Annotated in this window: 8 protein-coding genes; 5 read left to right on the top strand and 3 right to left on the bottom strand. The window is 36.8% G+C overall.

Annotated elements, in window-relative coordinates; all coding sequences use genetic code 11:
* Positions 1 to 11: 11 nt before the first annotated feature.
* Together uraH and PEDSA_RS11055 are read right to left on the bottom strand one after the other, a co-directional pair.
* Positions 12 to 419, bottom strand: coding sequence for a hydroxyisourate hydrolase (gene uraH, locus PEDSA_RS11060; protein ID WP_013633254.1), 408 nt, complete (start codon positions 417 to 419; stop codon positions 12 to 14).
* A 16-nt stretch (positions 420 to 435) separates the two neighbouring features.
* Entirely contained in the window at positions 436 to 1092 is a 657-nt protein-coding gene (locus tag PEDSA_RS11055) for a MarR family winged helix-turn-helix transcriptional regulator (protein WP_013633253.1), read from the bottom strand.
* A gap of 335 nt (positions 1093 to 1427) precedes the next feature.
* Between PEDSA_RS11055 and PEDSA_RS11050 the strand changes: the two genes are divergently transcribed.
* Positions 1428 to 2963: a SulP family inorganic anion transporter gene (locus PEDSA_RS11050; protein ID WP_013633252.1), complete on the top strand. Its 1536-nt coding sequence runs from the start codon at positions 1428 to 1430 to the stop codon at positions 2961 to 2963.
* Positions 2964 to 3429: 466 nt separating this feature from the next.
* On the opposite strand, the gene PEDSA_RS11045 is transcribed toward PEDSA_RS11050, so the two are convergent.
* Positions 3430 to 4653 (bottom strand): T9SS type A sorting domain-containing protein, encoded by a 1224-nt coding sequence (locus tag PEDSA_RS11045; protein WP_013633251.1) that lies wholly within the window; start codon positions 4651 to 4653, stop codon positions 3430 to 3432.
* Between the two features lie 188 nt (positions 4654 to 4841).
* On the opposite strand from PEDSA_RS11045, the gene PEDSA_RS11040 reads away from it, so the two are divergent.
* The 4 genes from PEDSA_RS11040 (at position 4842) to PEDSA_RS11025 (ending at position 13231) form a co-directional block, all read left to right on the top strand.
* A complete protein-coding gene (locus tag PEDSA_RS11040) occupies positions 4842 to 5858 on the top strand; it encodes a LacI family DNA-binding transcriptional regulator (protein ID WP_013633250.1) in 1017 nt (338 codons plus the stop codon).
* Between the two features lie 169 nt (positions 5859 to 6027).
* Positions 6028 to 8985 carry a SusC/RagA family TonB-linked outer membrane protein gene (locus tag PEDSA_RS11035; RefSeq protein ID WP_013633249.1) on the top strand — a complete coding sequence of 986 codons (2958 nt, stop codon included), beginning with the start codon at positions 6028 to 6030 and terminating at the stop codon, positions 8983 to 8985.
* A gap of 11 nt (positions 8986 to 8996) precedes the next feature.
* Positions 8997 to 10778, top strand: a complete 1782-nt coding sequence (locus PEDSA_RS11030) for a RagB/SusD family nutrient uptake outer membrane protein (protein WP_013633248.1) — start codon at positions 8997 to 8999, stop codon at positions 10776 to 10778.
* Between the two features lie 98 nt (positions 10779 to 10876).
* On the top strand, positions 10877 to 13231 hold the full coding sequence (locus PEDSA_RS11025; protein WP_148233527.1) for a family 16 glycoside hydrolase: 2355 nt from the start codon (positions 10877 to 10879) through the stop codon (positions 13229 to 13231).
* Positions 13232 to 13254: the final 23 nt, after the last annotated feature.

The raw sequence follows: 13254 nt of genomic DNA, 5'->3' as shown, positions 1-13254 counted from the left end.
CTCGCTAAGATTTAATTTCCCTTATATGTGGAGTAGCCGAAAGGACTGACTGTAATTGGAACATGATAATGATTAGAATCCTTTATCGTGAAAACAACCTCTACAAAAGGATAAAAGCTATCTAGGTTACTTTTCTGAAAATAGCTATAAGTTTGAAATATAAGTTTATAGGTTCCTTTATTATCCGTCTTTTGATAAGGAAGAAGATTGCTGATTCTGCCGTTATTATCGGTTTTTTCTTCAGCAATACGAACCCATTTACTGTCAGAGGTGAGTTTTTGGAGTTCAACGCGAACATCTGGTGCCGGTTTACCTGTTGAAATATCCAATATATGGCTTGATAGCTGGTATTTAGCTGTTTGTCCAAACGTTGTAGAACAAACGAGGGTAAATAGTAAAGCAAAAAATATATTTTTCATGATATGTGTGTGTTTATTAATTTTTATTATTTAAAACTTCTTCTAATAGGTTTTCTGGTTGGATGTTTTTTTCATATATAGGTAAATGAAAATCATTAAGCTTTTTAAGTAGCCTAATCAATTCCATTTTTTCAGGATAAGTTAAGTCACCAGTAACAATTTCTGTCGCCTGTCTGATTTTACCCATGTGTTTTTCTAATATTTCCATACCTTTTTCAGTAATGCTGACTAGCTTGCTTCTTTTGTCTGTTGTAGAGTTTTCTTGCATAACCCAACCCTGCGCTATTAGGCGGTTAATAACTAAAATTCCGACTGGTTTTTCATGAATGTTTCTTTTAATCAATTCCATTTTTGTCATTTTTCCAAATGCTCGCAGGTTAATCAGGTAAATGAAGTCTTCTTGCGAAGAGAAGTCAGAATCCCAAATAGCAGCTTTGGAATAACTTTTCGCAAACCTGTTCATGTGAACAAGTAAGGTATTGATTACGCTATCTGCACTACGTCCATTTTCTTTGCCTTCCCAATTTGGTTCATGGAATGACTGTGAGTCAGACTGGTTATAAGTGAACCATTTTTTGAATCCATTTATATCATAGGTATATGTTCTATTTGAATTTTCTAATTCAAATTGCTCAAGTAAATCCACAACCTCTTTTACTAATTTGTATTTCATAACTTTTAAAAGTATATAAATATACTAATAAAAATAATATTTGTGTATAAATATCTTATCAAGAGCAATTACATTCCAAAAGTTTATTTTATGCTTTTAAGTTGGTGTTCAAATATTGGTTTATATTTAGTTGTGAATAGAAATTAGATTCGAAGTAAAATAAAAATTAATCATTAAAAGCAGTTTATATACTTTATTGGGTTTAATAAGTTTATTATATAAAATATGATGGAGGTAATAAAAAATATTTTAGCTAATATTCTTATAAAAGAAAAAACTGGGTTTTAGTTTTAAAAAAAAAAAATAATTTTGGATATTAAATTACAATCCTTCTTGTGAAAAATATTATTACTTTAAAGAAACTCCGATCTTTCAATCTAAAAAACGAAATATTTGCTGGCTTAACTGTTGCCATGACTATGATTCCGGAATCATTGTCCTTCGCCATTTTAGCAGGACTTCCCCCTTTAACAGGATTGTATGCTGCTTTTTTAATGGGTTTGGTTACAGCTATACTGGGCGGCCGTCCAGCAATGGTTTCTGGCGGAGCTGGAGCTACGGTTGTAGTTCTTATTGCGCTTGTTAGCAGTCACGGTGTTCAATACCTATTTGCTACTATTATTTTAGCTGGACTTTTACAAATTTTAGTTGGGGCTTTCAAGCTCGGAAAGTTTGTTAAACTAATCCCTCAGCCAGTTATGTATGGCTTTTTAAATGGATTGGCTATCATTATTTTCATGGCTCAGTTGCAACAGTTTAAAACTCTTTCGCCTCATGGAGAGAGCATTTGGCTATCTGGAGAACCCTTATTTGTTATGTTAGGCTTAACATTGTTAACAGTACTTATTGTTTTGATTTTTCCGAAATTAACTAAAGCTGTACCCGCTTCTTTAGTCGCTATACTTGCGGTTTTTGCTATCGTTTCCTTATTTGGAATAGATACCAAAAAGGTGTTGGATATAGCTTCAGTAAGTGGACAGCTTCCTTCTTTTCATATACCCAAAATCCCTTTTAATCTGCAAACTTTACAAATTATCTTTCCTTATGCTATGGTGATGGCGGGTGTTGGCTTGGTAGAGTCTTTACTGACGTTAAATATGGTAGATGAGATTACCAGTACCAAAGGTAATTCTAATAAGGAGTCTATAGCACAAGGTACCGCAAATATGGTGAATGGTCTTTTTGGAGGGATGGGAGGATGTGCAATGGTTGCCCAAACCCTCGTAAATTTAAATGCTGGGGCAAGAACCCGTATTTCGGCATTTATTGGCGCAATTACAATTATGCTTGTTATTTTAATTGGAGCACCGTTTATAGAGCAAATCCCCATGGCAGCGTTAACAGGTGTAATGATGATGGTAGCGATAGGGACTTTTCAATGGGTAAGCCTGCGTATTGTCAAAAAGTTTCCTAAGTCGGATATATTCGTAGGAATTTTAGTGGCAGCGATCACGGTTGTATTACATAATCTGGCTTTAGCGGTTCTGGTAGGTGTAATCGTTTCTGCTTTGGTGTTTGCCTGGGACAATGCAAAGCGGATCAGAGCGAGAAAACATATCGGAGAAAATGGCGTAAAGTATTACGAGATCTACGGGCCTCTGTTTTTTGGTTCGACAACCGCTTTTTTAGAAAAGTTTGATGTAGATGAAGACCCTATCGAAGTTGTAATAGATTTTAAAGATAGCAGGATAGCAGATATGTCTGCTATTGATGCATTGCATAAAATAACCGATCGTTATGCAAAATTAGATAAAAAAGTAATATTGAAACATTTAAGCCCGGACTGTAAGCGCTTATTGCAAAATGCTGAAGGTATTGTGATGGTGAATGTGGATGACGATCCAACGTATAATGTAATGCCTGAGAAGTAGGAAACAAAGTTTAAAGTAATACTAACGTTCCCGCTTACAAATGATATATGTGTTATTGTTTAAAGTAGAGGTATAGTGCTGGAATAGCTAAGGGATAGTAAAAGGAATAAGCCGGTTACAGTGGGGTATAGGTAGATGAAAGGTGGAGTATATGTGGAGTTATAAAACTTGAACTTCCTTTTGAAAGGGACAATACTAATATACGAAAAATAAAGGCAGGACGAAAGTTATTCATCAAGGAAGTGTCCGGAAATTAGGCTAAGATATAATACCTTGTATACCCGTTTATTTGGTGTAGGGTATGGGCATAAGCATTCTATGTAAATGAATATAATCACCTTGGATTGTGCTGCCTGGCGATGAAAGAACCTTTTTTCAGAAGCCTTCTCAAAAAAAATCTCTTACAGAAATGTTCTGAAAGAGATTTATTCAACTTTGTTTCGGATGACGAGCTCCTTTTAATGATTTACTCTTTGATTATTTTATGTGTAAATGCGCCCTGTTCGTTCTTAATTTTTAAGAAAAGTACCTGGCTGTTTGTGTCTGACAAATCTATACGGGCTTCAGAAAGGTTTCCGTCAAATTGCCAGGAGCGAAGTTGTTTACCGCTGATAGTATGAAGGCTACAAATGTTTTTTCCTTTCGCAAGGCCATTAATGATGATATAGTCTTTTGCTGGATTTGGATAATAAGTATAGCTGATAGCAGGTTTTACAGATATGGTATTGCTGTAACTCGATTTTCCGTCCAGATCAACCTGTTTTATTCTATAGTATGCTGTTTCTAAGTTTCTATTGAGGTCCGTATAAGTATATTGGTTAATTCCAGAGATATTGTTAGATTTTAATGTTCCAATGCTCTCAAAATCTTTTCCGGTATTTTTTTCTATGGAAAAATAATCTGTGTTCACTTCGTTAGTAGTTGTCCATTTTAAATTAACATTTTTCGTAAAATCATTACCTAATTGGGCGGTGAATGATAAGAAATTAAGAGGTAAAGGAATAACATTATCATCTGTTTTGCCAATGAAAACTACGTTTCTACTGGCCGTAAATCTATTACCTGTACCGGTTTGGTATAAATATAGCCTCACTGATAGTGTTTTTGTTGGTAGTATATTTATTTGTAAAGGTATTGTTAAGTATATTCTATCTAATAGGGGGGTGGCAGTTTGTGGATTTGCGTTTATAAGAGATAAGGGGTCTGCTTGCGTTAATAGAGACTGTGTAAATGTAGGTGGTGTGCCATCAATATAATTGTATGTTGCCGCGACAGGAATGTTGTTCGATGTTGCGAAATTATCTGTGGAATATGCAGCTACAAGCCTATTTGTTGTGCCGCCAGAACCAACAATATCAAGTTTTATTTGGTTGAGTTGAAAATGTTTTGACTCACTTGCAGTAATTTTGTATTCAACATAAAAATTCGCATCGAAGGCATTAGCTGCGGAATTGGGAAGTTTTTGCCAATTTTTACTTTCACCGTTTTCAAAAGCTTGACCGTACGTTACAGTTCCTGCCGTTATAGATGATCCTAAAACTTGGCTGGCAACTGTTATAGCAGTGGGGTCAATAGAATTTATTGTTGCACTACCATCGCTCGTTAACGACCACTTCACTTCAACATTTGTTTGTGCCTTTGCCCCAATTATACCTAATGTGAGCGCAGAAATGAGTAATTGTTTTTTCATTTTATGGTTTTTTAAAAGGTTAATAATAAATTTATTCTGCAAACGTTTGCAGATATGTTGTTGTTTTTATGATTTTGCTGTTTTTACCATTATTTACTAAAGATTATTATAATCGGTGTTAATTTTCAGAATAAATTATATCGAATATAAGATAAAAAATTTATAATTTGCAAACGTTTGCGAATTATATGAAAATTCAATCTGTAACAATCAAAGATATTGCTGCTGAGGTAGGTATGTCGGTTTCCAGTGTTTCACGGGCCTTAAGTGACCATCCGCACATAAGTGAAGATACCAAGCAAAAAGTAAAAGAAGCGGCAACAAAGTTAGGTTATCGCTATAATGCATTGGCTGCAGCGTTAAGAAATAGTCGGTCAAAAACAATTGGGTTGATTGTTCCCAGGATATCAATGTCATTTCAGTCAGCAGTAATAACTGCTATTCAGAATAAGCTGCAAGAGTTTAATTACAATGTGATTATCTGTCAAAGTAATGAATCGCCGGAAATAGAACGTAACCTTGTGCAAATATTAAATGCCTCCAGGGTAGATGGGCTTATTGTTTCCTGTAGTATTTACACAGAAGACTTCTCGCATTTCTCTGAATATCAGAAAGAAGGGGTGCCTATTATTTTCTATGACAGAGTGCCTACTAATTTTCAGGCACATAAAATCAAGGGAGATGATTTTTTTGGAGCGTATCAATCTACTATGCATCTAATAGATAAGGGATGTGAGAGAATAGTGCATATAGGAGGGCCTTTATCTTGCAATCAGTATGTCGAACGTTTTAATGGATATAAAGAAGCTCTGGTAAAGAAAAAGAAGTGCTTTGAAGAAGGAATGGCACATTTTCATGAATTGAGTCAGGAGAATGCACTTAAATCTGTAAGCGAACTATATGACAGATATAAACCGGATGCTTTTTTTACGAGTAATGATTCTGCTGCTTTAGCTGTAATTCAATACGCAAAAAGTAAGAATTTGAATATTCCAAAAGATCTTAAGTTAGTGGGATATTCAAACGATAATCGTACAACCATTAGTTGCCCTCAAATAAGCTCGGTGGAGCAATTTCCTCATGAAATGGGAGAGCAAGCTGCAATTCTGATGATGGATCTTCTTGATAATAAGGTTAAAACAGGAAGAAGTTTTATCTCTTTAACCACGCCTGTGGAATTGATTGAAAGAGAGTCTAGTTTTTAATTTATTGTAAGTCAACTGTTTGTCTATTTGTTTTCCAAAAAACATTTAATTTTTTTTGGAAAACAAATATTTATTTTTTACCTATGTAATCTGCAAACGTTTGCAGGTTATTTGATTTTAATATCAAACAGCACCAATTATTAATATTATAAACTTAAACGTATCCATCATGAAATCTGATTTTCATAAGATTGTATTCTCGAGATGTTTGCTTTGGATGGTCTTATTATCCATTTCGTTGCCTATTCATGCGCAGAAACAACAGGCATCTTCTGTTTCCGGAACAATAAAAGACGACAAAGGAGAAGTTTTGCCTGGAGTGAATGTAAAGGTGAAAGGTTCTTCAGCTAGTGCTATTTCAAATGTTAATGGCCATTATGAGATTAAAGCGAATAATGGATCTGTATTGGTTTTCAAGTATCTGGGTTTTGAAGATAAGGAGATAACGGTAGGAAGCAATGCGGTTATTAATGTAAATATGTCTGTTGCCAATAAAGATTTAGATGAAGTTGTTGTAGTTGGATATGGAACACAGAAAAAAAGCGATGTAACAGGGGCGGTAACTTCAATACCAAAAGATAGGATTGAGAATATGGTTCGAACAGATGTTGTACAGCTTATACAAGGTGCCGCAGCAGGTTTAAATGTCTCTGCGACTGAAGCGGGCTCTAATCCAGAGAGCGGAGCCGTTATGCTCATAAGGGGGAGAAGTTCTATAAGTGCAAGTAACGATCCTTTGATTATTTTAGATGGTATTGCATTTAACGGGAGCCTGTCAGATATTAATCCCAATGAAGTCGAAAGTATTGAGATTTTAAAAGATGCAAGTTCCGCTGCGATATACGGATCCAGAGCTGCAAATGGGGTTATTCTTATCCAAAGTAAAAAAGGTACGAAGGGAAAAGTTTCGTTAAAATACAATGCTTTTTATGCGCTTCAGGAAGTTGCAAACTTTCCAAAGTTTATGGATGGCGAACAATATTATCAATTTAAAAAGAATACCTTAAATACGGGAACCGATGATGATCCGGCTATGACCCAATCGGAGCTTGACGTATACAATTCAGGTTCCTGGAGAGACTGGTCATGGAAAGATCTGATTACAAAATCAGGAAATAGTCAGCAACATAATTTGTCCATTTCAGGGGGGAGTGAAAAAACTTCTTATTCGGCGAGTCTTTCTTATTTGGGAACAAATGGTATAGTAATTAATGACCAATATAAAAGAGGTAACGCCCGTATCAATGTAACTTCTAATGTAACCGATTGGTTGACGATTGGAAGCAGTAATATGATGGGGAAAATCAATAATAGTGGAGCATCTCCGTCCTACATCGATTTATTCAATAAGTCACCCTTGTCAGTTCCTTTTAATCCGGATGGTAGCGTTAATATTAAGCCAATTGCAGATGATCCAAGGAAGATTAATCCGATAGAAAACTTGTTGTACGACGATTTGAAAGTTAGATATAATGCTTCTACAATGAATTATGTAAATATCACTATTCCTCAGGTGAAAGGCTTGTCTTATAGATTGAATACTGGTTTGCAATATGAATCGTCGGAAAAAAACTGGTATAGAGGTTCCAATACAGGTAAGAGCGGAAGTTTAAAGGGCGAAAGTGAAACCAATGCAGGGCAAAAATTTTCATACACGGTAGAGAATGTAGTTTCCTACAAAAGGGATTTTGCGAAGCACAGTTTATTTTTGACTGGACTTTATTCATTCGAGGGTAAGGAAAATAAAATCGCCACATTAAATGGAGAGGGATTTGCCAATGATTTCCTTTCTTATTACGGAATAACTCAGGCAAGTAAGATTGTTCCTTCTTATTCTTATTTGAAAACTGCTCTTATTTCGCAAATGTTTAGATTGAATTATTCATATGACAGTCGCTATTTGTTTACAGGGACTGTTCGTAGGGATGGATTCTCGGGCTTTGGAGAGAACAAAAAATATGGCGTATTCTCTTCAGTGGCGTTAGGATGGAATATCATGAATGAGGCTTTTTTTGCCGGTGCGAAACAAACTGTAAATAATTTGAAGTTGAGAGTGTCTTACGGTGAAAATGGCAATCAGGCAATCAGCCCTTATCAAACGCTTTCGCAATTGGGTGGAGGGGATTACGTTGATGGAACTACAATGGCTCCGGGTTATCTTCCTGCAACTTTGGGAACAGCTAATCTGGGATGGGAAACAACCAGAGCATTAAATATAGGTTTGGACTTTGGAATATTAAATTCCAGGATTACCGGAGAAATCAATGTTTACAGAAATAAAACTTCCGATCTGTTGTTGAAAAGAGCAATATCAGCAGTGCATGGGGTGAATAGTGTATTCCAGAATATTGGAAAAACACAGAACGATGGGATTGAATTTATGGTGAATTCAAACAACATTACTAAAAAGTCTTTCTCTTGGAATTCTAATCTGAACTTTGCCTTTATAAAAACCAAGATTGTGGATTTATATGGTGATGGTAAAGATGATATTGCTAATGGTTGGTTTATAGGTCAACCTATCAAAACGAATTTTGATTATAAATTTATAGGTGTATGGCAAATGGATGAAGCGACTGAAGCAACTAAATATGGCGCAAAACCTGGTTATGCAAAATATGACGATTATAATCAGAATGGAGTGTATGACCCGGGAGACAGACAGCTGTTAGGCGATCAGGAACCTAACTTTACATGGGGTTTTACAAATAATTTTAAATACAAACAATTTGGACTGTCTGTATTTATGTATGGAAAAGTTGGAGCGATCAAGGCGAATCCATACAAAGATCGTAATTACCTGATTGTCCGAGAATTCTGGACACCGGAAAATCCTATTAACAGTTTCTGGTCTAATAGTAATCAGGCGACCAGGTACCTGGGTAAAGGTATCACACCAAGTGTTTACGAAAGTGCAGACTTTGTAAGGGTGAAGGATATTACGTTAACATATGCTGTGGGTAAAAAACTACTAAGCAGAGCGAAAATTAATTCTTTAGATTTCTATTTTACAGGTAAGAACTTGTTCACCATTACCAAATGGGGAGCTTTAGATCCTGAATTGGATGCGCAGAGAGCTGTGCCATTACAAAGAGAATACATGTTAGGTTTAAGGTTTGGCTTATAAGATGAACAAAAATGAAAAAGATTTTAAATAAATTATCAGGATTGATGTTGATTACAGCTATTTTCTCCTGTTCAGAAGATAAGCTGGTAGAAAGACCGCCACATTTTGTTACAGCAGATGTATTGTATACCTCTGCGGAAGGTTTTGATGCAGGTATTAATGGTTTATATTCACTGGCAAGAAAAGAGCGTGACGGATTAAATTATACTACTGGTTTTGGTACAATAGATCTGGCAGCCACTATCTTTCTGGCAGGTACGGACAATATAGCCTCCGGAAGCAATACAGGAGGACTGTCTACCATTATAGCAGACTGGACAAAAAACACTTCTTCAGACCCTAATGTGGATAAAGTATTTCTTTGGCTCTATAAAACAGTAAGTTCAGCCAATGCAATTATATCAAGAGCAGAAAAGGCTAATATTAATTGGGGTACTCCGGGTACCAAAGAACGGATTGTTGCGGAGGCCAGAACCATGCGAGCCTGGGCCTATAGACACCTTACTTATCTGTGGGGAGATGTTCCCTTAATGACAGAAGAAATAACCGGAAATAACATTATGACAGATGTTACAAGAGATAAAGTAGCTGTTATCAGAAGATTGATGATTGAAGATTTTAAATATGGAGCTGAAAATTTACCATGGTTACCTGCAAAGGCTGGACGTATGACACGTGGTGTGGCACAAACTTATTTGGCAGAAACTTATCTGGCAGTTGGAAAGGCGGATTCTGCTTTAATATGGTCAAATAAATGCATAAATGAAGGACCATATAGACTCGTTACAGCCAGATATGGTTCCGGATTGGATAAACCTGGTGTGGCGTTTATGGATATGTTTAATCCCGCTAAAACGAATATTACAGATGGAAATACAGAAGCTCTGTGGGTAATGCAATGGGAACGTAATGTGATTGGGGGTGGAGAAAATTTGATGAGACATGAGACGATGATGAGATATCCCAATGCAAAATATATGGCAAGATCAGGTTTTTTAACTGCTACCGATGCAAGAGGGGGAAGAGGATGGAGCAGACAAACCACCACAAAAAAAGCCTTACAACTTTATGATGCATCTAGTGATGTTGCCGCGAAGAAGATAGATCAAAGAGGATCGGAATTCGCTATAAGAAAGTATTATATTGTAACTGCTGAGGATAATTTTACAGGATTGACAAACTCCGGAACAAAAAAGCCCTGGGCTTTAGGAGACACCGTTTGGGTGGCAACCGGTATTGCACAAAGTAATATCAATAATTGTGGAGATAAGACTAAGAGTGGTGCGGTTAATTATTCTTTGCTTTCTGAAACTGCTGCCAATAACAATGATTGGCCGCATAGCCTGAAATTTTCTTATTGCGATCCGGGATTTCCAAATACAACAGAATCGCATCAGGATCAAATATATATGCGCCTGGCAGAAACCATCCTTATCAGGGCAGAGGCAAAAGGTCTTTTAGGTGATTTACAAGGTGCAGCAGATGATATTAATCTGTTAAGAGATCGGGCAAATGCAAAAAGGGTTATCATTGCAAATTTTGGATCAACCAGGACAAGTTTCTTAGATTATATTCTTGATGAACGTTCCAGGGAGTTACTGCTTGAAGAACACAGAAGATATACGCTGTTAAGAATGGGGGGGAAAGATTTCTTTTTGAGAAGGGTACGCGATTGGAACAAAGTGAGCAAAAATCTAGCGGATAGAGATACTTTGTTTGCAATACCTCAATCTGTAATTGATGCAAATTTAACGACAAAAATGCCACAAAATCCGGGTTTTGATGGGAACTAATTGAGCGTTAGTTGAAAGTGAAGAGTTGAAGGTGATAACGATGAGTAACAAATAACTACAAAAGAACAACGAATAAAGAAAGACGAAAAACAAATCAAATGAAGAAGATAAGCTTAATAGCAAGTTTGATGTTACTGTTTATTACAGTACAAAGTCTGAAGGCACAGGTTACTAATATTAACGACCTTTACGTTGGAGACTGGAAAGATGCAAAGGGAGAACGCTTTGTACAAATTTTTATTGGTAAAGAGGGAGATTACAAAGGACAATTACTTGACGATATTACGTTAAAAAATAAACCTCTGGTAATGTTGTCAGGAAAAAAAGATGGTAATGTTCTCACATTATCTGGTGATGGTTGGGAAGGGAAAGTAGAAAAAGACAAGTTGATGCTTACAAAAGGGGCAGAAAAACTTTCGATGTCCAAATATTTTAGAACTTCCCCAACAATGGGAGAGAAGGCGCCAAAGGGTGCTGTCGTACTTTTCAATGGAAAAGATCTAAATGCCTGGAGTAAAGCGGGAGAAAAAGAATGGATTGACGGAAGTGGACCGGCAGACAACTGGAAAATTTTACCTGAAGGAATACTGGAAGCAGTTCCCGGAGCCCATTCCATTATGACCAAGCAAAAATTCGGAGATATTAAGTTACATCTTGAATTTAGATTATTAGGTCAAGTTACCAATGGCGGTGTTTATCTGATGTCCAGATACGAAGTAAATATCAAAGATGCGTTTGGCCAACCCGCACCAATAGCAATGGGTAATATTTCAAAGCCAGCTACAAACCCAAGCGTTAATGTCGCTTTTCCTCCGTTTCAGTGGCAAACCTTAGATATAGATTTTCAGGCCCCTCGTTTTGATGCAACGGGTACTAAAAAGACAGCAAATGCTAAGATTACGGTAGTACACAATGGTGTAACTATTTATAAAGATCTTGAGCTGGAAGAAGTGAAAGGATCTACCGGAAAATTAGGGGAAGCAGGTGTTGGTCCGGTTTATCTGCAAGAACATGGAACCGCTTATCAATTTAGAAATATTTGGTTGGTAGATAAAACGATTAAAGGAACAGAAAAGGCATTTGTAGCGGGATCTGAAGAGAAAAAAGGCGGAAGTAAAGGTGGGAAATCTGGTGGTGGCGGTAAAAAAGGCGGTTCAGGAGAGGAGATGGGGACAGGAGAGAAGAAAGGCGGCGCCGGTAATAAGAATGGCGAAGCTGCAGATACAAAAGCTGTTGTGAGGAAAGGTGGAAGTAGTAAGAAAAAAGCTGATCCAACCTATGTAGGAGAAAAAAATCCGGCTTATGCAAATGTTACAGTATCTCTTACTGCTGACCCAAGTGGTAAACCGGCCAAATCTGCAGGCTTTATCCATCCGGGAGTTTTGGTAAATGGTGCTCAGCTAGCAGAATTAAAGAGAAGAGTAGCAGCAGGTATTGAGCCGCAGAAATCAGCTTTTGAAGCTTTAAAAAATAGTCCTTTTGGAGCTTTAGATTATAGAGCTCAGCCAAGAGATACTGTTTCTTGTGGCCCTTATTCTAATCCTAATTTGGGTTGTAAAGACGAACAAAATGATTGTGCTGCTGCCTATTCTCAGGCTTTGATGTGGGCAATTACAGGTAATAAAGTTTATGCTGAGAATGCTATTCAGATTATGAATGCATGGTCTAAAAATTTAGTAGGCGGACATAATTATGCTAACGGCCCAATTCAGGCAGCATGGACAGGTTCTGTTTGGCCAAGAGCAGCAGAAATTATCAGATATACTTTTAATGGCTGGTCTGATAGTGACGTTGCTAAGTTTCAAAATATGCTAAGAGTACAGTATGTGCCTTCTCTTGTTCAGGGAGATTGTGAAAATGGGAATAAGGAACTTGCAATGGCAGAAGCATTGATTAACATAGGTGTTTTTAATGATGACAGAGCTATTTATGATTTAGGTATAAAAATGTGGAGAGGAAGAACAAAAGCCTATATCTATTTAAAATCTGACGGACCAACTCCTATTGAGCCTCCAGGATGTGGGCCAGCAATTTGGAGTAACAAAGGGTTGATGCCGGAACTGGTTGATGGTATTTTACAAGAAACTGCCCGTGATGCACACCATCCGGGAATGGCGTTTGCATCCATCGCAAATGCTGCAGAAACAGCAAGGCAACAAGGTTTGGATTTATATGCAGAGGAAGCTAAAAGAATGGTGGCTGCACTGGAATTTACAGCACAATATTTAGCGCCCAATAATAAACCAAAACCTGAGAATTTAGAGTTCTCTTATTTGAAAACATGGGAAATAGCTTATAATCATTATGTAAACAGATTAGGTATGAGTTTACCTTATATGAAAGCTGTAATTCCTAAAAACAGACCGACAGGAGTAGATCATCATATGGTTTGGGAAACTTTAACACATGGCGAAATCGGAAATATAGGTTTGCCGACAATCATGAAAAAATAGTTTGGTAGAATTTATCGCATTTT

Source organism: Pseudopedobacter saltans DSM 12145 (assembly GCF_000190735.1).
Lineage (GTDB): Bacteria > Bacteroidota > Bacteroidia > Sphingobacteriales > Sphingobacteriaceae > Pseudopedobacter > Pseudopedobacter saltans.
The sequence above is the reverse complement of the archived record's forward strand: the minus strand, read 5'-3'. Positions and strand labels throughout refer to the sequence as shown.